The organism is Enterobacter sp. SECR19-1250, assembly GCF_013391025.1.
Classification (GTDB): Bacteria; Pseudomonadota; Gammaproteobacteria; order Enterobacterales; family Enterobacteriaceae; genus Enterobacter; species Enterobacter cloacae.
Genome location: NZ_JACASJ010000044.1, coordinates 1 through 23,019, shown reverse-complemented (window position 1 = coordinate 23,019; position 23,019 = coordinate 1). Strand labels below are relative to the sequence as shown.

21 protein-coding genes and 1 pseudogene are annotated in these 23,019 nt (G+C 52.5%); 18 read left to right on the top strand and 4 right to left on the bottom strand.

The features are described from left to right. Positions 1–2 precede the first annotated feature (2 nt). The 15 genes and pseudogenes from HX884_RS13090 (at position 3) to HX884_RS13020 (ending at position 18,226) form a co-directional block, all read left to right on the top strand. Positions 3–1,628 (top strand): portal protein, encoded by a 1,626-nt coding sequence (locus HX884_RS13090; RefSeq protein ID WP_104557224.1) that lies wholly within the window; start codon positions 3–5, stop codon positions 1,626–1,628. Beyond that, a complete protein-coding gene (locus HX884_RS13085; RefSeq protein WP_104557223.1) occupies positions 1,625–1,858 on the top strand; it encodes a hypothetical protein in 234 nt (77 codons plus the stop codon). Before HX884_RS13090 ends, HX884_RS13085 begins: the two co-directional genes overlap by 4 nt. Further along, positions 1,845–2,687, top strand: a complete 843-nt coding sequence (locus HX884_RS13080) for a hypothetical protein (protein ID WP_104557222.1) — start codon at positions 1,845–1,847, stop codon at positions 2,685–2,687. Before HX884_RS13085 ends, HX884_RS13080 begins: the two co-directional genes overlap by 14 nt. Before the next feature lie 33 nt (positions 2,688–2,720). After that, a pseudogene (locus HX884_RS13075) lies at positions 2,721–3,113 on the top strand (Gp49 family protein). A 239-nt stretch (positions 3,114–3,352) separates the two neighbouring features. After that, complete coding sequence (locus HX884_RS13070; RefSeq protein WP_104557220.1) at positions 3,353–4,258, top strand: phage capsid protein; 906 nt, start codon at positions 3,353–3,355, stop codon at positions 4,256–4,258. Positions 4,259–4,316: 58 nt separating this feature from the next. Next, positions 4,317–4,880, top strand: a complete 564-nt coding sequence (locus tag HX884_RS13065) for a hypothetical protein (protein ID WP_063623730.1) — start codon at positions 4,317–4,319, stop codon at positions 4,878–4,880. A gap of 1 nt (position 4,881) precedes the next feature. Next, a complete protein-coding gene (locus HX884_RS13060; protein ID WP_104557219.1) occupies positions 4,882–6,870 on the top strand; it encodes a hypothetical protein in 1,989 nt (662 codons plus the stop codon). 1 nt (position 6,871) lies between these two features. Further along, entirely contained in the window at positions 6,872–7,321 is a 450-nt protein-coding gene (locus HX884_RS13055) for a GNAT family N-acetyltransferase (RefSeq protein WP_178328298.1), read from the top strand. A gap of 2 nt (positions 7,322–7,323) precedes the next feature. Then, entirely contained in the window at positions 7,324–7,791 is a 468-nt protein-coding gene (locus HX884_RS13050; RefSeq protein WP_017384448.1) for a hypothetical protein, read from the top strand. 2 nt (positions 7,792–7,793) lie between these two features. Next, entirely contained in the window at positions 7,794–10,502 is a 2,709-nt protein-coding gene (locus HX884_RS13045) for a transglycosylase SLT domain-containing protein (protein WP_178328297.1), read from the top strand. Next, positions 10,502–13,393, top strand: a complete 2,892-nt coding sequence (locus tag HX884_RS13040; protein ID WP_178328296.1) for a hypothetical protein — start codon at positions 10,502–10,504, stop codon at positions 13,391–13,393. Before HX884_RS13045 ends, HX884_RS13040 begins: the two co-directional genes overlap by 1 nt. A 37-nt stretch (positions 13,394–13,430) precedes the next feature. Further along, positions 13,431–13,751, top strand: a complete 321-nt coding sequence (locus HX884_RS13035) for a hypothetical protein (protein ID WP_249166277.1) — start codon at positions 13,431–13,433, stop codon at positions 13,749–13,751. A 64-nt stretch (positions 13,752–13,815) separates the two neighbouring features. Beyond that, positions 13,816–14,157 carry a hypothetical protein gene (locus tag HX884_RS13030; protein WP_023295985.1) on the top strand — a complete coding sequence of 114 codons (342 nt, stop codon included), beginning with the start codon at positions 13,816–13,818 and terminating at the stop codon, positions 14,155–14,157. After that, complete coding sequence (gene terL / locus HX884_RS13025) at positions 14,154–15,764, top strand: phage terminase large subunit (protein ID WP_178328295.1); 1,611 nt, start codon at positions 14,154–14,156, stop codon at positions 15,762–15,764. Before HX884_RS13030 ends, terL begins: the two co-directional genes overlap by 4 nt. A gap of 20 nt (positions 15,765–15,784) precedes the next feature. Beyond that, positions 15,785–18,226 (top strand): phage tail fiber protein, encoded by a 2,442-nt coding sequence (locus HX884_RS13020; protein ID WP_178328294.1) that lies wholly within the window; start codon positions 15,785–15,787, stop codon positions 18,224–18,226. A 32-nt stretch (positions 18,227–18,258) separates the two neighbouring features. Here the strand turns inward: HX884_RS13020 and HX884_RS13015 are convergent, their stop codons facing one another. Further along, the gene (locus HX884_RS13015; protein ID WP_178328293.1) at positions 18,259–19,248 is read right to left on the bottom strand and encodes an acyltransferase; all 990 of its coding nucleotides are present in this window, start codon (positions 19,246–19,248) and stop codon (positions 18,259–18,261) included. 27 nt (positions 19,249–19,275) lie between these two features. Further along, positions 19,276–20,307: an IS630-like element ISEc33 family transposase gene (locus HX884_RS13010; protein WP_001395480.1), complete on the bottom strand. Its 1,032-nt coding sequence runs from the start codon at positions 20,305–20,307 to the stop codon at positions 19,276–19,278. Between the two features lie 247 nt (positions 20,308–20,554). On the opposite strand from HX884_RS13010, the gene HX884_RS13005 reads away from it, so the two are divergent. The 3 genes from HX884_RS13005 to HX884_RS12995 are packed head-to-tail and all read left to right on the top strand — an operon-like array spanning position 20,555 to position 21,661. Beyond that, positions 20,555–20,785, top strand: coding sequence for a phage holin (locus HX884_RS13005; protein WP_059312318.1), 231 nt, complete (start codon positions 20,555–20,557; stop codon positions 20,783–20,785). Further along, positions 20,766–21,305: a lysozyme gene (locus HX884_RS13000; protein ID WP_178328292.1), complete on the top strand. Its 540-nt coding sequence runs from the start codon at positions 20,766–20,768 to the stop codon at positions 21,303–21,305. Before HX884_RS13005 ends, HX884_RS13000 begins: the two co-directional genes overlap by 20 nt. Next, complete coding sequence (locus HX884_RS12995; protein ID WP_178328291.1) at positions 21,302–21,661, top strand: hypothetical protein; 360 nt, start codon at positions 21,302–21,304, stop codon at positions 21,659–21,661. Before HX884_RS13000 ends, HX884_RS12995 begins: the two co-directional genes overlap by 4 nt. 634 nt (positions 21,662–22,295) lie before the next feature. Here HX884_RS12995 and HX884_RS12990 read toward each other — a convergent pair. Together HX884_RS12990 and HX884_RS12985 are read right to left on the bottom strand one after the other, a co-directional pair. Beyond that, positions 22,296–22,754, bottom strand: coding sequence for a DUF2778 domain-containing protein (locus tag HX884_RS12990; protein WP_306173139.1), 459 nt, complete (start codon positions 22,752–22,754; stop codon positions 22,296–22,298). 17 nt (positions 22,755–22,771) lie between these two features. Continuing rightward, positions 22,772–23,019, bottom strand: a 248-nt coding sequence (locus HX884_RS12985; RefSeq protein WP_178328289.1) for a type VI secretion system tube protein Hcp, incomplete at its 5' end; no start/stop codon positions are given.

Genomic DNA, 23,019 nt, shown 5'->3' with positions numbered 1-23,019 from the left:
TGATGGATGAACTCGCCGTTAAGCTGATTAAGCGTTCCGACACGCTTAAAGCCAACCGCCAGCAGCATGAGAGCGTCTGGCGCGAGTGCTATGACTACACCTATCCGCTGCGCGGCGCGGGATTCTCTGACGAAGTGCTCGACGCTCAGAGCGCAAAACACAAGGTGGCGAAGCTACTGGACGGCACCGCCACCGACAGTGCCCGCATGCTGGCCTCTGCGCTCATGTCCGGCATGACCCCGGCGAATGCGCAGTGGCTGAACCTCGACAGCGAATCGCTGCCGGATGATGCCAAAGCCTGGCTGTCTGAGTGCGCCACGCTGGTCTGGGAAAATATCCACGCGGCCAACTTCGACGCCGAGGGCTACGAGGCAAATCTCGACGTGGTGTGCGCTGGCTGGTTCGTCCTGTACATCGACGAGGACCGGGAAGAGGGCGGCTACACCTTCCAGCAGTGGCCGCTGGCGCAGTGCTATGTCACGTCCACCCGCAAAGACGGCATCGTGGACACGATCTACCGTCGCTACCAGCTGACCGCAGAGCAGGCCATCAAAGAATTCGGCGCGGACAAGGTCAGCGAGAAGATCCGCGACGCGGCGAAGAAAAAGCCCGACGATAAATTTGATTTCCTGCACTGCATTTTCCCGCGCGAAACCTACATGGTTGATGCCCGCCTGGCGAAAAACATGCGCTTTGCATCGTACAACGTCGACGTGAGCAACAAGCAGATTGTGCGCGAATCCGGCTATCACGAATTCCCGTGCTGCGTCCCGCGCTGGATGAAAATCCCCGGCGGCTCTTACGGCATCGGCCCGGTATACGACGCTCTGCCTGACTGCAAAGAGCTGAACGAAACCAAGCGCATGGAGAAGGCCGCGCAGGACCTGGCTATCTCCGGCATGTGGATCGCCGAAGACGACGGCGTACTCAATCCGCGCACGGTCAAGGTAGGCCCGCGTCGCATCATCGTGGCGAACAGCGTCGAAAGCATGAAACCGTTGCTGACTGGTTCAGATTTCAGCGTGGCATTCACTGCCGAAGAACGCCTGCAGGCATCAATCCGCAAAATCATGATGGCTGACCAGCTGCAGCCGCAGGACGGGCCAGCCATGACCGCCACCGAGGTGCACGTGCGCGTCGCGCTGATTCGCCAGCTGCTCGGCCCGGTCTATGGCCGCTTCCAGGCTGAATACCTCCAGCTGCTGGTGGTTCGCTGTTTCGGTATCGCTTTCCGCGCTGGCGTTTTCTCCCCGCCGCCTGAAAGCCTGCAGAACGCCAATTTCAACGTGCGTTATATCTCGCCTCTGGCGCGTGCTCAGAAGCTGGAAGACGTGACAGCAATCGAGCGCTACGGGCAAAACATCATGCAACTGGCCCAGCTCTACCCCGATATCAGGGACAACATGGACAGCGACGAAGCCAGCCGTGTTGTCGGCGAAGCGCTGGGCGTGCCGGCGAAGGTCATGCGCTCTTCTGACGATGTGGCGGATATCCGCGACCAGCGCCAGAAAGCGCAGCAGCAGGTCGCACAGCAGCAACTCATTATGCAGGCGGGCAACGAGGCGGCCAGTGCCGCAGGCCAGACCGCTGGCGCAGCATTAGGGCAACGACTGGCAGGTAATCAATGAGAACCAAAGAGGCTACACCCGCCGATTACAAGCGGATTTTTGAAGAAATGCCAGGCGGTGCGCCTGTGCTGGAAGAACTAACGCGGCGCTTCGGTCGCGAAGCGTACGTGAAAGGTGGTACCGAAGGTGACCGTGAAACCTGTTACCGGGCCGGACAGCGTTCCGTGCTCGATTTTATTCTCAATCAGATCAACAGAGCCGATGGAGTAGAAGACGATGTGGAAGCTTAAACACTTATTCATGAACGCAGAGCCGGGTGCAGAACAGTCTGGCGGTGGAGGTGATAACGATGGCGGTAGCAGCAACGGCAATAATCCAGGTACTGGCGAACCTTCTGGTAATTCTCTGCTCAGCACCGGTGCGGGCGAGCAGGGTTCTAATGACTGGCTACCTGAGAAATTCCGCGTTATGGGCGAAGACGGAAAACTCAGTATTGAAAGCTCTGCCCGCAAACTGGCGGAAAATTACACTCACCTTGAAAAACGCATGGGTAGTGGCGATGCCCCGCCGAAAACGGCAGATGAGTATGCACCTAAGGTAGAGGTCGAGGGGTTTAACTGGGAAGAATTCAAAGCCGATCCTCGGATGCAAAGCTTCATGAAGTCTGCGCACGCTAAGGGCATTACCAATGACCAGATGAGTTTCATCCTAGGTGAATACGCGCAGCGCGCTCCTGAGCTGGTGGGCGGTGCCGCTGCGCTGGATTCTGAAACGGCCAGCACGCAACTGCGCGAGGTGTGGAAAACTGACGCGGAGTTTAACAAAAACATAGGACTGGCTTTCCGCGCGTTCAACTCCCTGGCTGACGACGCCGACAAAGGCCGTATTGACGAGATCGGCAATAACCCGATGGTTATCCGCATGCTGGCTAAAGTCGGTGCTGAAATGCAGGAAGACGCGCCTGCGGGTGGCGATGTGGATCTCGAAGAGCAGCAGACCATTCGCGACCTGATGAAATCCCCGGCGTACATGGATCCTAAACACGCCGACCACGAACGCGTATCTGCACGAGTCAAAGCGTATTACCAGAAGCGTTACGGCGATCAAACCGTAGCGTGACATGTCACGACAACTTAAAAAGAGGAAAGACCAGTGAGCGACAAAGATATTGAGCAGGAAATTCAGGCCAAAGGCTTAACCGCGCCGCGCGTCACGCCGCAGCACATTGATAGTGTCATCAGCCATGAGTTGTATTTTACCGCTCAGCAAGGCGTTTTTGGATAAGCTGCAACCCACGTGACCGACCTGAGAGATACACCTGCATTCCCGGTACATGAAAGCCTTAATCTACTGACATTCTGCATACTGGTACTGCGCAACGGTTTCACCGTCACAGGAGAAAGCGCCTGCGCCAGCCCGGAAAACTTCGATCCTGAAATTGGGCGAAAGATTGCCCGTGAAAACGCAGTCAATAAGATCTGGATGCTGGAAGGTTATCTGCTGAAGCAGCGACTTTTCGATCATCAGCAATGCTGGGGCGTCTGACAAAGCCCTGGAAGTTAAATAACACTCCGCATCTCTCATCAAAAGCCAGCCTGACCCGCTGGCTTTTTTCATTTGGTCGGGATTCCGACCGCACACCTCGCTAACAATCTCTCCACAACCAGCCCGGTGGGGACGCCGGATAACTGAATTTTCCCGCAGTGCGTAAGCGCCACACGCATTGTGTTAATCGGGCCGGGCAACCGACAACCCAGCAGGCGATATTTTCTGGAGTGATTGTTATGCCATTTGATGCCAATAAGAACATGATCACCGCTGCGTTTATCACGCAGTTTCATGATTCTTTCGAAATCGCCGCGCAGCAGAAGGATTCCCGCCTGCAGGCTGCGGTACATGACCGTGGGACGATCACCGGCGAAGCGTTCACCATCAACGATATGGGTACCATCGAAATGACGCAGATCACCACGCGTTTCGGTGACACCGTATGGGACCTGCCAGAAGCTGGCACCCGTAACGCGTTGATGGCGGACTACGGTGTATTTGTTCCTGTTGAAAAACGTGATCTGCGCAAGCTGCTGGCTGACCCACAAGGGCCATACCTGCAGCTCACCCTGGCGGCCGCCAACCGCAAAAAAGACGACGTTGTTTATCGTGCATTGCTTGACGATGTTATGCGTAAAACGTCAAACACTGGGGCATATGCACCAGTGGCGCTTCCAGCTGCGCAGAAAATCATTGCTGGCGGCACAGGCATGACCAAAGCCAAGCTGATCGCCGCGAAAGCTATGTTCCGCCGTAACGAGTGCGACGAGCAGAACGGTGAAGAGCTGTTCATCACCTACAACGCCGACATGCTGACTCAGATCCTCAGCGATACCATGCTTACTTCTGCCGATTTTATGGCGGTGAAAATGCTGCAGGAAGGCGCAGTGTCTGGTAACTGGCTCGGCTTTAAGTGGCTGGCCTACGAGAAACTCGACTCAGTAACCGATACTGGCGTTACCACCAAAACTGCAGTTGCGTGGTGTAAATCCGCTGTGCATTTCGGTACCGGCGCTGAGTACAACGTCGATATCGGCCCTCGTCGCGATAAAAACAACACCATTCAGATCTCTGTTGATGCGTCTTATGGTGCTGGCCGTGCCAACGAGAAAAAAGTCGTCGCCGTCGATTTTGTTGCTTAATGCCGCTGGTGTATTTGCCGGGGACTACCCCCGGCCTTTTTTCATCTGAGGTTCTGCCATGACTTCGAGTGTCTCTATCTGCTCAAACGCACTTCTGGCGCTGGGTGCTCACCCGATAAATGATTTCGACGAAGACACGGATCATGCCCGCCTTTGCGCCAACCTTTACCCCACAGTCCGCAATAAATTACTCCGTGCTCACCCGTGGAACTGCGCGATAAAACGCGTTGTGCTCTCACCTGTCAGTGCTGCGCCCGTCTTTGGATACGGTTATCAGTTTTCCCTGCCCGGTGATCTGATCCGCGTCCTGTCCGTAGGTGAACCACATGACGATATTGATTACCGGATTGAGGGCAGTCGACTGCTGGCTAATGTCGATGTGATTCGCCTGCGTTACATATTCCGCAACGAGGACGAGTCTACATGGGACGCCGCACTGGTGGATGTGGCTGAAATGACGATGCAGTCCAAGCTGGCGTATGCAGTGACCGGGTCCACCAGCCTGCGCGATAGCCTGGCGCAGGAGGCGTCATTCCTGCTGAAACAGGCAAAAGCCATCGATGGTCAGGAAGAACCGCCGGAAGAGCTGGGCGGCTATCCAACTTATGAGTCGAGGTTCTGACATGCGCGCGAACCTCATAAAAACCAATTTCACCGCAGGTGAGGTGTCCCCGCGTCTGATGGGGCGTGTTGATATCGCCCGCTATGCCAACGGCGCGAAGATTATCGAAAATGCCGTAGTGGTAGTGCAGGGCGGCGTGATCCGCAGACCAGGTACACGTTTTGCGGCGGCCACGAAATTCGGCAATAAAAAATCCCGCCTTATTCCCTACGTGTTCAACCGCTCTCAGGCTTACATGCTGGAATTTGGTGACGGCTACATGCGAATTTACCAGAACGGTAAGCAGTTGGTTAACGCCGACAATACGCCGTACGAAATTGCCAGCCCCTATACCTCTGACATGCTGCCCGCCGTGAATTATGTCCAGGGCGCTGACACCATGTTTCTGGTTCATCAGTCTGTGAAGCCTCACCGTCTCCAGCGACGCGGTCAGACCGACTGGGTGCTTGAACCTGCTCCGTTCATCGTTGAGCCGTTCGACGAGGTGCGCGATACCCCGCAGAAATGGTGTAAACCGTCCATCAAAGAGTTCGTGGGTTCGGAAATTACGCTGACCCTGAGCGATGCGGATCCGGGTGACAACCCAAGTCCGCCATTCACCGGCGCGGGCTGGGTTGCTCAGGATGTGGGCTCGTATGTCCGCCTCAATGACGGACTGGTGTTGATAAAGAGCATTACCAGTGCGCAGATTGCCGTCGGCACCATCCGTAGCGACTTAACGGCAACGCAGGCGGCATCACCAGGATCGTGGACGCGAGAGGACACGGTCTGGACAGATGCGTTTGGCTATCCCGGCGCGGTTACGCTGTACCAGCAGCGCCTTGTCCTGGCTGGTTCGCCGAAGTATCCGCAAACAATCTGGTGGAGCGAGACGGGCGTATACCTGTCGTTTGAGATTGGTACCGAGGATGATGACGCGATAAGTTTCACGCTGTCTTCTGACCAGCTCAACCCGATCGTGCATCTGGCGCAGATGAATACCCTGATCGCTCTGACCTACGGCGGCGAGTTTACGATCACCTCCGGCAACGATGCGGCCATTACACCGACGAATATTTCGGTGAAAAACCCAAGCCCGTACGGATGCAACGGGATCCGCCCGGTGCGCGTTGGTACCGAAATCATGTTTGTGCAGCGCGCCGGCCGTAAGCTCTACGCAGTAGCGTACGATCCCGACAGCTTTGTGTCCTATTCCGCCAACGATATGACGGTGCTGGCCGAGCACATCACCTCTGGCGGCGTGCTGGACATGGCATACCAGCAACAGCCTGATGCGTTTATCTGGATGGTCAGAGCGGATGGCGTTGCGGTCACCATGGCTATCGATCGCGCTCAGGACGTTATTGCCTGGTCCCGTCAGGTGACTGCCGGCGCGTTTGAGTCGGTAGCTACCATTCCGTCCGAAACCGACGATGTGGTTTACGCAATTGTCCGTCGCGAGATAAACGGCCAGACCGTACGCTATGTCGAGGTATTCGACAGCACGCTTTATACCGATGCCGCTGTGACCGGAACAAGTCCCGCCGGTTCTGCGACATGGACCAATCTTTCCCACCTTGAGGGGCAGACGGTTGATGTGGTGGCCGATGGCGCCGTTATGCCGCAGTACACTGTTTCCTCTGGTCAAATTACCCTGTCCCGCCCGGCGAAAAGCGTGGAAATTGGTCTGCACTTCGAAAGTACGATCGAAACGCTTTCGCCAGAAGTCCAGACCACAGAGGGTACGACACAGAACGCGAAGAAGCGCACCAGCGAAGTGACGATGCGTTTTCTCGAAACAACTGGTGCGGAGTGCAACGGCCAGGTCATCCCGTTCCGCCGATTCGGCCCAAAAATCCTCAACCAACCCGCACCACTTTTCACCGGGGACCACTACTGGGGAAAACTCGGCTGGGAGCGGGGGGAAGACACCCTGCTTATACAGCAGCGACAGCCGCTGCCATTCCATCTTCTCGCAATTATTTTCACTTTTACCAGTAACGGGGGCTGACATGGTACGTAATGCAACGGCCGGGGATATCCCGGCGCTGATCGAGCTGGGGGCGCGGATGTATATCGAGTCCCGCTATTCGCAGAATTCACCCTTTGATGAAGAAAAGTGCGCGGAGCTCGCCCGCAACCTTATTTCGTCCCCTGCAGGTTGCCTGCTGGTGGCCGAAAAAGACGGCGCTGTAATCGGCTGGCTGGCCGGTGGTATTGCTGAGCAGTGGTTCAGTCGCCAGTTGATGGCGTTTGAGTATGGGCTTTTTATCGCGCAGCAACATCGCGGCGGCACAGCTGGTCTGCGTCTCGCGAAAGCGTTTATCACCTGGGCGGAAGAGCACGGCGCCGCGATCATAAATATGGGTATCACCACGGGCGTACATGAAGAGCGCACCGGTGATTTGTATTCACGTCTCGGCCTGTCGCGTACCGGTCTGCTTTATTCAAAAGAGGTGTAACGATGTGTACCGGGTTAGAGGTGGCGGCAATTGGCGCGTCCGTTCTTGCGGCGGGTGGTGCGGTTTATAGCGGTCAGCAGCAAAAGAAAATGTCCAACTATCAGGCAGCGCAGGCGGAAGCCGATGCAGAAGCTGCGCAGGCAGCTGCACGCGTGGAAGCTGATCGCATCCGTAAGGCGGGCAGGGCACAGGCAGCGCAGGCAAATGCAGCGCTGGCTGCGTCAGGCGTGGACACGGGAGAAGGTACCGCATTGCGTATCCAGTCCGGCATCGTGGGTGACGCTGAACAGGATGCGTACCAGACCATTCTGAATGGTGCGAACCAGAGTGCACGGCTCAACGCGCAGGCATCTGCCGACCGCATAAGCGGCCGTAATGCTTCAACATCTGGCTACATCAGCGCGGGCAGCTCACTGCTGAGCGCGGGTGGCACAGCGTACAACGGCTGGAAAAAAGCAGGGAGTAAATAACCGTGAGAATTCCAACGGGTAATTTTGGCAACGTTACGCCGCAGGCTAATCCAACCCGGGTCGGGGTCAGTAATGTTGGTCAGATAGGTAATGCTATAGCCGGGCTGGGGGCTGCTCTGGGCCAGACTGTAGACGATTTGCAGCGTACGCAGGATAAAGCTGACGTGGCCGCTACCCAGGCGATACTTACCGATCTCGATGCGAAATCCAGCGACCGCTGGGAAAACCCGGAGACCGGCGCGCTGGTAACCCGGCAGGGGTTCAAATCTTCTGGCGTCGGCCTGGACATGGATAAACTGGACTCCTCCGACTATGAAGAAGCCCGCAAACGCGTACCACAGAGCCAGTTACAGTATTTCGATGCGCAATGGAAAGCTGGTCAGATACGCCGAGCCAGCACTTACAACAGCTTTGAGCGTAGCCAGACCGAACAGGCCCAGCGCCAGCAACTCGACGCGACGGTAAAATCGTCTGTTGAACAGGAAGCGGGGGCGTTTGATGATCCGCAGGCCGCTGCGTTGATTCGCAGCGCCCGGCAGCACTCCATTTCATTGTATGGCCAGGCACAAGGCTGGTCGCAGGAACAAATTGACCAGGCTGTTTCTGAGGCCAACTTACGCGCTATGGATCAGCGAGCCCAGAACTATGCGGTAACCAATCCTCAGGGCTGGTTAAATGGCGATTTTCCCGTGAAAGATACCGGTGCGCTGGATATGCGCGCCATCGGGATAGTTGAATCCGGCGGCAAGCATTTCAATGCTGACGGCAGTATTATCACTTCTTCCGCCGGTGCGCAGGGGAAATACCAGCTGATGCCGGACACAGGCAAAGAGTTGGCGGCGAAGCGCGGTGTTGAATATAACCCGGCAGATGAAGAACAAAATGCCCTGCTGGCGAGCGATTACGCAAATCGGCTGTACGGTAAATATGGCTCTGAAATGCTGGCGGGTGCTGCATATAACTGGGGTATGGGTAACGTTGACAAGCTGATCGCGAAAACCGGAGACCCACGCAAGGGCGAGATTTCTGAGGCTGAGTTTATTCGGCAATTACCTGCTGAAACTCGCGGGTGGCTGGCCCGGTACCGTAAAAATAAAACCGGTCTCGATCCTGTGTCGGTTAACAAAATCGATAACATCGCTGAGTCGAAAATCCGTGAGCAGCGCACAGCCCTGCGCGAGCAAATCGACCCCATCCTGAATAATACGATGGCGCAACTGTACAACGGGGAAGTGCCTGACGCGATGCCAGATAAGGCATCAATTATGTTTGCGTACGGTGAACAAGGGGCAAAGGCAGTTAAGCAGCTCGATATCGCGATCAACAACGCCAAAACCTTCCAGGCGATACAGTACGTATCCCTGGAACAGCAGCAGGCAGAAATCGCAAAGTTAAAGCCTCAGGCAAATGACCCTGATTATGCGCTCAAGCTCGATGCGTATGGCAAGCTCGGCGCGCTGGTTCAGAAAAGCAATGAAGCGATACAGGCGCAGCGTGATACCCGTCGTTTTAACGAAGCGCTGTCTATGGGCGAGAAACTCGACCCTACCAATAAATCCATGCAAAAAGCCGCCGACTCCACGCCAACGGCGCAAAACTTCCGGATTAACGACGCCACTACCCATGACGGGATTGTGCAGCAGGTGGCCCAGACCGGGATCATTCCTTCGCAGGTAACCACCCAGTTATCGGCGATATCACGCGCACGCAGTCCTGAGGCGGTCCGTCAGGGGGCTGAGTTATTTAATCGTCTCTATGACACGGATCCCGCGTCTGTTGGCGACATGCCAAAGGATATGCAGGGATTTTATCTCACCGTTAAACAGCTTACCGATTCTGGTATGGCGTCCGAAACCGCTATCGAGCAGGCGCAGAATCTGACCTACAACCAGACCGATTCGCTCAAAGCGCAACTGGCCTCAACCCAGAGCACCAAGGAGTACAAAAAAGACCGCAGCAAAGCGATGGATTCCGCTGTGAGCAGCATGTCGGGCTTCTTTAGCTGGGGAAATCCATCTGCCGACGATCAGACGCCGGAGGCCGCACGTTTCCGCAACGATTACCAGTCGCTGTACGACATCAATTACCGCACCACCGGTGGTAATGCGGATGCGGCCAAAAAAATGACCAACCAGCAGATCGCCCGCACATGGAGTATCAGCGAGGTTAACGGCGACGCCAAACTTATGAAATACGCGCCAGAGGCACTCTATAACTACGGTCCGTCAGGCTGGCAGGTGGCACAGTGGCAAGAAGAAAAAGAGAGCCTGATGTATGGTCAGCGCAAGGGCGAGATCACCACCAGCCCGACGCAGCTTGGTATTACTTCCGGTAGCGCTGCACCTGTTACCAGCAAAACGCCGGAATCGCGTATTGGCGGAGAGCTGGAGATAACTCCTGATGTACTGACGGCCCGCAATGGCGATTACGCCATCATGGTGCGGACAAAAGATAAGGATGGTATTGAAGCGGTACAGCCGTTCTACGATTCGTACGGCAGGCCGATGCGCTGGAAACCGTCACTGGAAGAGTGGGCGCCCTACAAAAAAATGCAGGAAGAGCGTGAAGAACACGATCGTAATGAGCTGCAGCGCGGTCAGGACATTCGCGGGTTCAAAGATAAACACCGTGCGCTCGACGAACAATATAAGCGCCTGCACAACGAGCGTATGGACAGGGTTAAAAATTACTTTTCGTGGAGCACTGAATAATGCCGGTATACGCCACTCCTGAAGAACTGAATAACGGATTCACTCCGGCGGGTAACGTCCTGGCGGCACCATCCGGGTTTGATGTCCCCCTGCCTGAAGGTACCAACCCAGCACCTCAGCAGGATGAGCCGTCTGTGTGGGGCGCAGCATTTCGCCAGAATAATCTGCTGGGTCAGATGTTCCGCCCCGCGAAGCAGTTCGAACCCGTAGACGGGTATAACCCTTATGCTGATAAAAACGAGCTGCATGGTTATGAACAATGGGGATCCGCTTTTGCTGACTCCCGCTCGCCGGAAGAAACTGCCTGGCTGAAACAGCAGATCGACGACGAAAACGAAGACCGTCGGGTACTTTCCGAGGCTGGCGGGGAGGGCGTTCTTGCCAGTATTGCTGCCGGGGTTGTTGACCCTGTCACCGTCGCTTCGATGTTCATTCCTGGTGCTCAGGGCGGTACAGTGGCCCGCATTGCGTCACAGGCTGCAATCGGTGCAGCTGCAACCGCAGCAAGCGAGGTTGCGCTGAATAACCAGCAGATTACCCGTACGTGGGGGGAAAGCGCTTCCCACGTCGCCGCCGGTGCGCTGATGAGTGGTGTATTTGCGGCCGCCGGTGCTGCGCTTTCGCCATCTGTCCGCACTGCGGCCACGCGTGAAGTGGCTGACGCGCTCGATAACATGAGCATTACGTCAGCGACGGACACGGCAGCAGCTTCCCTTCCCGAAGGTGGCGGCGTCGGCGCGGCGCGAATCAGTGAGGCAACGCTCGAGGATCTCACCCCCGCAGCTGGCGGACCTGTTGGTAAGCTGGCACGTAAGGCAGGCAGCTATCTGACACCGTTTACCCGCCTGATGGAGTCACCGTCGAAAACCTCCCGCCGAACGGCGCTGGAACTGGCAGAAAATAACTACACACTGCAGGGCAATTCCCGCGGCATTGAGACACCCATCGCGGCAGAAACCCGCGTTCGTGGGTGGCGTCGTGAAGAGGCCGCCGTTGTGGTGACGAATAAACAGGCGTACAGCCAGTATAAAGCTGCTGGTGGTGATCTTAGTTTCTCCCAGTTCCGCGAGGAAGTTGGTAACGCCATGCGCAGCGGCGATGTGCATGCTAACCCGGTGGTGCAGGAAGCGGCGCAGGCAATGCGCGCCGTTGTTAACCGGGTGAAAGTGGCGCAGCAAAAACTTGGTCTGCTGCCACCTGACGAGGAGCTAAAAGCCATCGGGCAGGAGAGTTATTTCCCGCGCGTGTACAAAGTCGGCAAGATCGTTAACGAGCGCGATAAATTTCGCGACATGCTGGTCGACTGGTGGTCGCGCGGTGAGAAAACCATGTCCCGCGAAGAGGCGGAAATTACTGCTGATGCTACGATCAATAAAATCGTCGGCGCAAAAATCCCGCAGGATTTCGCAAACGTTTTTATGGTAAAAGCGGCCGGCAGTACCCGGTCGCGTACGCTCAGCGTTCCAGATCGCCTGATGAAAGACTATCTGGAGAGCGACGCCAATTATGTGTTACAGCGTCACATCCGCGAGGCGTCGGCAGAGGTGGAGCTGACACGTGCATTTGGTAACAAATCACTGGAGAAGCAACTCAAGGATATTCAGGACGAATACGATGCGCTGATGCGCCAGAATCCTAAAGACCAGGCGAAACTGGCGAAAGCCCGTGATAACGATATCCGCGATATCACAGCACTGCGCGACCGTCTGGCGGGTACCTACGGCATGCCAGACGACCCATCATCATTTTTCGTACGCGCCGGCGCGTTCCTGCGCAGCGCCAACTTTGTAACCAAGCTGGGCGGAATGACCGTTTCCGCTATTCCTGATCTCGCGCGTGGTGTGATGGTTAATGGCTTTGGCAATACCATGCGCGGTTACTCTGCGTTGATCACCCGCTCACCGGCATTCAAGGCAAGCCGCGCCGAACAGTTAAAAATGGCCGTCGGGCTGGAAACCATCCTGCACACTCGCGCGCGTACGATGGGTGACCTGGTGGACAGCTCTGCCCGTACAACGGCAGTAGAAGCGGGAATGGAGCGCGTCACCGATGCATTCGGCAAGCTAACACTGATGGGCCACTTCGATGATATGAACAAATCGGTAAACGGTATGATCACGTCCGACGGCATTCTCTCCGGCGCGTTCGCTGGCCGTCGCCTGGCTAAGCTCGGCATTAACGATAATATGGCCGCTCGTATCCGCAGCGAGTTCGAAAAACACGGTGAGGTAATCAACGGCTGGCATATCGGCAATTTTGAAAAATGGGACGATCAGCACGTTGCTGGCGTTTTCCAGTCGGCGGTGCTCAAAGATGTTAACAATACCGTTATCACTCCGGGGATCGGTGATACACCGCTGTGGGCCAGTACACCGCTGGGTAAAACTATCTTTCAGTTTAAATCATTCGCTACCGCATCCTACAACCGAGCCACGCTGGGTGGCCTGCAGGAGGGGACCGGTCAGTTTTATTACGGTACCGCTTTTCAGATTGGGCTTGGCGCGCTGACGTACGCGCTTAAACAGTCTGCAAACGGTAAGGACGTTGACTGGTCGCCGCAGAAACTGGTCATTGAGGGTATCGACCGATCCGGTATTCTCGGACCCTTGATGGAATATAACAATATGGCGGAAAAGGCATCCGGCGGTATGGTGGGGCTGGGTGCATTGCTCGGTACCGGAACACAGTCACGTTATGCCAGCCGCGGTTTTATCGGTTCTGCGCTTGGTCCAACGTTCGGCCTGCTCGATACCATTACTGATGTGACCGCTGGTGTGCTCAATGGCGACGCCGGCGACCGGGTGCTGCATAACGTGCGTACACTGTTGCCGGGAAACAATCTCTTCTGGATTGCCCCACTGATAAATCAGGTTGATCCCGGTATGAAATAAGTAGCAATATCCGGTAAAACAAAACACGGTGATGAAAATGCGCAAAATAACTTTTATGTTAATCGGTTTTTTTCTGGCCTACTCAGCTGTCGCGAGCGCTACAGTATTTGGCGGCTCTAATTTGGGCTTTAGTGGATACCCTGAGTTTTCGGATTCAGAACCAACACCCCCTTACGATCGTAATGAGTACTCAATGCAAGCATATAAAAGTGATGTTGAAAGGTATATCCAAAATGCGAAGGATTATACGGAAAATGCTGGTAATGACATGAAACGTATACAGGAAGCCCAGGACGATGCAATTCAAAAAGCCAATCGCGTTGTAGAGGAATATAACCGAACAGCAAGAGGTTATTAATCGGTCGGGATTCCGACCTTAAACCCGCGCCATCATAGCCCTGTATTCACTACGGGGCTTTTTTATGCATCAGGATTACAAAACACGCCTTACCGCGCTCAGCGATAAACTTACCGATGTGGTGCTCGAAGAAGCCGATCCGGATAACTGGCCGGGGGCGGGCAAGAAACCGAGCGAGCTGACCAAGGACGAACGCGGCGACCGCTACTGGGATAAGAAAAACGCAGCTGCATCGTTAACACTGCTGATCAAGGTACATTCTCTTATCGGCATGCAGACGCGGGGAGGGACACCCTCTGATAATCCTGGTCAGGATGATGAAGCCTTTGCGCTGGGCCAACAGGTTTCGAAAGCTGAGCGCGAAGCGGCCGCAATTATCGAGCGACTGCAGAAAGGGAAAAAATGATTTCGTTCCTCGCCTTCTTTTTAATGTGGGCGGAACGGATGCAGTGGAATGTACCGGACTGTCACTATAAGGCCTGCCACTGGCTGGAGCATCGCGGTGATCTCGCGGTGCTTCGCTGTTTCCGTGGTTTCGGTAAATCAACCATCCTTGCGGTCTATAACGCCTGGCGATATTACTGTGACCGGCAGTATCGTATTCTGCATCAGTCTGAATCTGACGGCACCGCGTATAAAACCAGCCGCGATACGCAGAACGTTCTGCGTAACCATCCGCTGACCAAAGGCATGTTACCGGACGGGCAGGGGACGGTAGAGCAGTGGTGGGTCAACGGCGCGCTGGATTTACGTAACGGCAGCATGTACGCCAAAGGCATTCTGTCTAACGTTACCTCCGCCCGCGCCAATGAATGCCAGAACGATGACGTAGAAGTACCCCGCAACATCCAGACGCCGGAGGCGCGCGAAAAGCTGCGTTATCGCCTTGGTGAACAAACACACATTCTGATCCCTGGCGGGCGCAAACTTTATATTGGTACGCCACACACGCATGACAGCCTTTATGATGAGGTGGAGTCTATGGGCGCTGACTGTCTTACCATCCGGCTGTTTGATAAAGAAAAACGTGTCGAGGCGAAAGACGCCACGCAGCTGCGCTATGAGTTATCTTTCAGACCAGAATATGTTTTCGTAGGGATCCATAAAAGTGCCCGTCTGCTGGTTGAAGATGTCGACTACAAAATTACGGCAAGCGGTGTTGAATTTGCCACTGCACCCGACAGCATTATCGATTTTTATGCGGATTGCGCCTGGCCTGAGCGATTCACTCGGGAGGAAATGGAGAATCGTCGTAAAGAAACGCGCACGATTAACGAGTGGGATAGCCAGTATCAGCTGCACAGTAAACCCGTCGGCGACGTTCGTCTCGATCCCGACCGCATCCGTGAGTACAATCTCCACCCACAGATCCGCTATGCAAACCGTACTGCCTCGCTCTGGCTGGGTAACGTGCAAATTGTTGGCGCTGTCGCCTGGTGGGATGTGGCCACAGGTAAAGTTAAAGCCGATGCTTCGGCGTTCTCGTTGATGCTGACGGATGCAAGAGGGCATTTGTACTGGCACATCTGCCAGGAACTTACCGGGGAGCTGGCAGAGTTTGACGATAATGACAAAATCACGGGCGGCCAGGTGGCGCAGATCAAAGAGCTGGTGCTCAAATATCAGATCCCGGTTGTATGCGTTGAGGTAAACGGCCCCGGCAGCTTCGCGGGTAAATTGCTGCGTCAGGCGCTCAAGGGTACCGGGTGCGGCGTACGTGAAGAGTTCAGCATCACTAACAAGCAGAAGCGTATCCTTGATGCGTTTGAAGCGCCGTTGTCGTCGCGGTTCCTTTGGGCGCATACCGATGTGCTGGACGGCCCTGTATATGACCAGATGCGCGACTTTAATCCGGCGCTGACCAACCAGCCAGACGATTTTATAGACTCTGGCGCTGGCGCAATCAGTCAGACGCCTGTGCGCATCGGGAAAGTGGTCGGGATTCCGACCGGGCATGCGCGCGAAGATTGGCAGTTAAGTGACGGAGATCATCTGGTCGACGTCGATTACTAACCTGCCAGGGGTTTCGCATCATGTCGGTACCTAACCAGACGCCTTACATTATTTATAATGCCAACGGCCTGACGACCGTTTTTTCCTTCGAATTCTACATTATCAACGCTGGGGATATTCAGATATCGCTTAACGGCGAAGTAATCACGACCGGCTATAGCGTCTCTGGTGTGGGTAATGTTGGTGGTGGTGATGTTACGTTTTTAACCCCACCAGCCAACGGCACAGTTGTGATGCTGGAGCGTGTGGTCCCCACCTACCGCCTGACGGATTACCAGGATAATGGCGATCTGCTGGCCGATACGGTCAACAAAGATTTTGACCGACTGTGGATGGCTATCCAGCGTTCGTTTATTTATCTGGGCCTGGCGCTGCGCCGTCCGCTTTTGGGTGGGCCATTTAACGCCGAGGGGTATCGGATTTCAGATCTGGCCGACCCGATAAATCCGCATGACGCGGCTACAAAGAACTATGTAGACAACGTTAGCCTGATCCGGGCGCTGCGCGTGCCAGAGAGTTACGTCGATGTTCTGCCAGCAGCAAACCAGCGAGCTAACAAGCTACTGGCGTTCAATGCTTCTGGACAGCCAATTACCGTGCTGCCTGCTTCGGGTTCTGCTTCTGATGTCATGATCGAGCTCGCCAAACCAACTGGATCTACTTTGATTGGCGGTTCTGTTTATGTGGTCGATACCTTTTCTGCGGCCCTTGCTGCTAATGCAGGACAGTCAAAGTACATCATGACGCGCGGGCATCATGTTATCGGCGTTGGGGCGGCAACATATTTAAGTGATGGTACAACTGGTGCTCCATCAACTGGCAATGAGCTTAAATTTTTCGATGTGACCGGAAAGGGATGGTATCTTCGTCACGATGGCCGCATTGATTGTCGTCAATTCGGCGTTGTGGCAGATGGAAGCGATGAAACTACGAAGTTGCAATTATGGTTGGATTGCTGCGCTGCGGTGAAGGCAGAGGCCTATATTCCTAAAACCATCTCCCCGTCCGCTGCGTCATTACGATGCGTGTCACCAAATCACGACGGGCTTAAATTCAACTGGGAGGGATACGTCACGCATTTCGGTGATGGCACAAAAGCAGGGGTTGTAGTTGACTCGTGGGATCCAGCTTCCGGATACGTTTTATATCTTAAAGGTGTTAATGATATTTCTGGTTTAATATCTATTGATGGTGCTAGATCATCTAAAGTTGACGACTCGCACATACATAATGTCCACTCATATGGTGGTAATAATCATAGGATTGGATGGAGATTTAAAGAGACGCGAGGTGATGGAATTTACCTAAACAATCTCCAAGGAAATAGCAACCCATCAGGTGGGCCAACACCTCCTACAAACTTAAATTATCCATTTATTGAATCAATAAATAGTGCATTTGATGGAAGAAACGCGATTTCAATTATTGCAGTGGACGGGTTGCGCATAGGTAATGTTTACTCATGGAAGCATGGAGGGGTGGTTGAGGGGCAATCAATGCCTTCTGGCGTAGATATTGAACCAAATTACTATTATCAAAAAGTATACAATGTGCATATTGATAATGTTGTCGCATACTCTGCTGGAACCCAGGGCGGACTTTCCATCATTGGTAAACAGAACGGCACAGACACAGGAGATTTCAACGTGCGTGACGTATATGTAGGAAGCGCTTCCCTTCGCTTTAATCAGGCAACCACAGGATTCACACACCGCTGTCTTATGGTAAGCGGTGCAATGAATGTGACTATTGCAAAGGCTCATATGGAGGCCGATGCTAACTACTCAGCAAATGAACCAATTGCGTTATCTGTCGGTGCTGTGTATGGATGTAAGATAAACTTCACGTCCCGGCGATTTAAGCTTGGCGCTTCTGTTGGGGCAGAAGGGCTCGGTGTTACCAGCTATACAAGTCTTGTCCAGGATGCTGATATTAAAGGTACAGCCAGCGTCTGTCATTTAGCCTCACGCATAGGTAAAGTGCGTGATAGTGTTATTGACATTAAGCTCAATACCCCAACCACGATGGGATCTGGGGATACAGGCATAATGAGCATTATAAATGCTTTTGAAAATGGCACTTATGTAAGCACAAGCATTATGAGGGTGAGACTTAGCGCTAGTCTTGAAAGTTCATCATGGGCATTAACATACGGGATAGGTGTGAGCACATCTCAGACACCAAGCATAGATAGAGAATCGTGCTGGCTGTGTGACAGCAACCTTGGAGGCGTCACACACAATACAGCAAACAATAATCACCGCATGCTCAATACTGCATCTTTTATGAAGCGCAATATATCAGGAGTTACTCCTAAAGGTGGCTCTGACATTATTGCGGGGACAAACATATGGGGGGTTGGAGATGTGGTCAACAACCCAACATCGCCAGCAGCAGGTGGTTACATAGGCAAAGTGTATACATCTGCCGGGTGGAAATCATATGGCGCTATAGCCAGCTAAATGTTGAGGGTGGTGATCCACCCTCATTCATATCATGCTAGTTTTTTTAAAAAATAATGGATAGGCTTTTCTAACAGGTGATAAGTAATAACTGATGCAATGAGAGTAAGAACTATTGACATCCAAAGATGACTAACCCCAGCGCTCTCGGATATCTGTCTTACTTGCCATGAAAGATTCCGTGAAAATACTCCGTGCCATATATATATTGAGTAAGATAGTAACCCGGAATAATAAATAATGGAACTTGAGAGGAATATTGATGTAATGCTCTTTGATGATGCGAGAGATGCTATTAGAAAAGCAAATAATATAACTGCAACAATATCAAGCCCCTTAAATGAAAGTATAAATATTGCAGTTACAGACAAGGCGTCAGTTAAAAATGAAGTACTAATCCCCTTCAATTTTATGAATTCATAAAACCTGAAGCTTAACACCCCAATAACGTATTCACTAAGGCATCTAACAATAGCTAATGGACCATCATAAATATCTATTTTTGCCGATTTTAAAGATATAAAACATAGGGCGCATAGTGATGCATAAACCAATGCCGCGTAAACCTGTTTATATTTAAATGACAGAGATAAAATGAACGGGAAAAGCAAATATGCAATCACTTCTGTTGATAAAGACCACGCCGGTTCAATAATCCCATTGCCTGTTACAGATTGTGCAAACATAATGTTACAAATGTAGGTGTAAAAAGAACGAGCCTGGTCAGTTTTGCTTGTGAAAAATATGAAAACCATGCTTACCGCAAAGAAGTAAAGAGGATAAATCCTGGTGAATCTATTATATAAAAACTTCATATAATCATTCTCACCCACCTTGTTGATGAATTTTTCTTTGTAGACGTAGCACATTATAAATCCACTTAGAACAAAGAAGAGATCAACAGCTAAGTATCCATTTCTTATAAAATCTGAAGTCCACCCCATTGGATTAATGTGGTAAAACATAACATATACAGCAAATACGCCTCTAATCCCTGTTAAAGCTTTAATTTCTTTATTCATATTTCTAAATAGCTGCGCCTAATACCGCTACACTTTTGCCTGACCATGTTTTCCTCCGGGGAATGGGCTGGCGGTTTCCATAAAATGGCGGACCTTTTTCAGTAACTGCCACATTGAGCGGCACTGATGATTACGGGTTATCGTGTCATGAAGTGCCTGCCATAGCCGTTCCACATGATTCACCCACGGCGAGTAAACCGGCTGGTAAATTACCCTGAACTTGGGATTTGCTTTCAACCAGCGCTGTGTTTCGCGGCTTTTATGGATAATGTAGTTATCAACGATCAGCGTGATTGTTTTCGCCCGCCGGTAAGTGGCTTTCAGGTGCTTCAGCAGAGCGATAAACAGCGCTGAACTTTTGCTGTTGCCGCCCACGTAGCTGACTTTACCCGTGCCACTGTGCAGTGCGCCGGCCAGATAGTATTTTTCGTTCTGCCCCGGCGTCACTACCCGTTTCTGCTGTCCGCGCAACTGCCAGTCCGCACCGATTTTAGGATTAAGGTGGATATCCACTTCATCTTCATAAAATACCGGATGCTCTGCGCTGCATTCATCCAGCGCTTTGTGGATTACCGCCATCTTTTCATCTTTATGTGGGTCACGGATACGCAGAGTTGGCGCGGCCCTGCGCCATACAAGCCCCGCAGATGGCAACCAGCGGCGAACGGTTCCTGCATGTAACTGGCAACCGGTTATCTCATTGATTTTTATTGCCAGTAATTCGGTGCTCCAGCGTGAACGTTGATAACCAAAATCGCCGGGAGAATGCTTTATCAGCTCACGTAACAGGGTGCAGATATGTTCAAAAGGCCAGCGTCGGGAGCGCCCTGCGGGTAAGGATTTCAGGCCTTCAATACCTGAGTGCGTAAACCAGTTAATCCAGCGACCAACGGATGAACGGGCACAACAGAGAGTTCTGGCAACATCGCTGACCCGTTCACCCCGATGAAGCATCAGCATGGCCGTGAGTCTGCGGGCATGATTTTTATCACGCGTTTTATGAATAGCTTTCTGCATCAGGCGTCGTTCGCCACGGGGTATTGGTACTATGATCGGCATCGCTCAGTCCGGTTGGTGATTTTGGTTGGTTTGGCGATTGATCAGATCGCACAATCCGGGCTGAGTTCCCTTTCAGTGATCTACTATTCCGCGCAGCTATTTAGCCTAAAATATATCAAGATAAATAGTTTAGCACTTGTTCGCGGCCTAATCGACTTCTTCCATCCATATAGTCGGGATTCCGACCGCAAATCAACCTTACCCTCGCCGAACTAAACAAAATTCCCTCTGGGGGTAAGGTATGAGGATGAACAACCTTTCAGACGCGGCGGCGGGGCTGTCGTACGGCACATCTATTGGCAGCTTTGGTTACTGGCTGCTGCAACTCCTCGATAAAGTTAGTCCAAGCCAGTGGGCTGCTATTGGGGTACTCGGCAGTCTCTTATTGGGTCTGCTCACCTACCTGACAAATCTCTATTTCAAAATTAAAGATGACCGTCGAAAAGAGGCTCGAGACAATGGCTACCAGCAAAACTAAGCTCAGTGCAGCTGTTTTGGGGCTGATTCTTGCTGGCGCTTCTGCCCCTCAAATCCTCGATCAGTTCCTGAATGAGAAAGAGGGCAACAGTTTAACTGCGTACAAAGACGGGGGCGGCATCTGGACGATTTGCCGTGGCGCCACAATGGTGGATGGTAAACCGGTGGTGCAGGGCATGAAGCTAACGCAGACGAAATGCGACCAGGTTAACGCCATCGAACGCAACAAAGCGCTGACCTGGGTTGAGCGCAATATCAAGGTTCCGCTAACCGAACCGCAGAAAGCGGGTATTGCATCCTTCTGCCCGTACAACATTGGCCCCGGTAAATGCTTCCCCTCGACGTTTTATAAGCGCATCAATGCTGGTGACCGCAAAGGTGCATGCGAAGCTATCCGCTGGTGGATTAAAGACGGTGGCCGCGACTGCCGACTGACCAAAGGCCAGAAGAATGGCTGCTATGGTCAGGTTGAGCGCCGGGATCAGGAAAGCGCACTGACATGCTGGGGGATAGACCAGTGACCATTAAATCAAAGCTGCTATCGCTGACCGTTCTGCTGGCGCTCGTTGCTGGTACGTATTATGCCGGTTACCTGAAAGGCTGGTATGCACACAGCGATAAGGTAAACAGCGAGCATATAGCAAAGAAAAAAAAGGCTGAGAAAGCAGTCGCCACCGGGGAGCAGAAAGCGGCAGCGGCCAGCGCAGAGGGAAAGGTAATTTACCGGACCATATACCGAGACGTGGTGAAATATGTCAACGACCCGAATCATGTTAAGTGCGATTTTGACGATCACGCTGTGCAGCTGCGGCAGCGAGCAATCGACGCGGCCAACAATATCCCAGGATTTGATGAGCCCGCCCTGCAAAGCAAGTAATGCCGGACGGGACAGCGACGAGGACCTGCAGGCAGATACCCAGACAACGGAATGTGTGCGTGAGTTGCGGACAAACATCTATCGCTGGCAGGCATGGTACCGGGCTACGGAATAAAGCATTTTTATTCACTAATCATTCCGAAGATTGGTAACTGAGAGGCTGTAAGTGCATGTATTTAAGGGGGCGATATTTTGGCCTATGTTCGGAATATTTTTTTAATTGATTGATTTTATTGACTTTAACAACCAATTTAAAATCCCTCGGCGTTCGCGCTGTGTGGGTTCAAGTCCCACTCCGGGTACCATGGGAAACAAAGAATAATCAAAGCAATAAGCAGTGTCGTGAAACCGCCCCTTAAGGCGGTTTTTTTATTTCTTTCACAATGCGCTAATCAATATCTCTTTGTTCGTATGATGGCGATCAGCCATATACATGCAGTAGTGACTGCAATCGCTATCAAATAGAGAATTAATGTGTAGTAATCCAGAAAATCCTCTTCGATAACAAACCCATACTTTTCTACATACCAGTCATATAGCTCCAAATCAGGCGTGAAGTAACAGAATATACAGTAAAGAATGCTTAAGAAGCTCAATTCGGCAAGCCAGATAAGCACTGAGTGAACGGGTTTCATCAGTAGACCTGTATAGTGTCAAATGCACGTAGTTGAGGGGTGATCATCGTTGATGGGGTTCTGACAAGCGCTCTCCAAAGCACCATATAATCATTGAGAGAGACAAGCGTTATACACCCATCACTGTTGCCACTGCTTCCTGCCGGGTGTAGACGAAATGATCCTCGCTCAACTTTATTTATAAAAGTAGTGTCATCAATCCGTTCATCTTCACGCAAGAGTGCAAACCATAAGTCACGGTCCGATCCGCTTCGAATTGATTTCATCCAATTGCTGGTACGGTTTTTAAGATTACCCCGAGATCTTACAACAATGTAATAATTACCCGGAGGAAGAGGCCCCCTTTTGGCGATTGCTATAGAATCTGGGTTGTTTCTGTGCTTCCCTTTATTGCCTGAATAGGCGGCGAAAAAACCCACACCAGGACAACTTAGTGACGATAGCTGCCCATTATTCATATGAAAATAGCAACGGATCATCTGTCTGCCCAAGAATCAGTAAAAATAATATTGCCGTCGCAGTGCTTCCAGGTTATGCGTTCATAACGCAAAGATATGCTTTCAAGATGGTTGTGCTTTTCAGTCGTAGGATCTTTCACATCGTGCATGACGGGGCATACAGACACTACCTTTACCCCTTCAAGATACATATTGAAGTATTCAACTTCCTGATGTAGCCCCCTGAAACACCGGACAGTAGCTGTATCTCCAGATAAGAGATAGG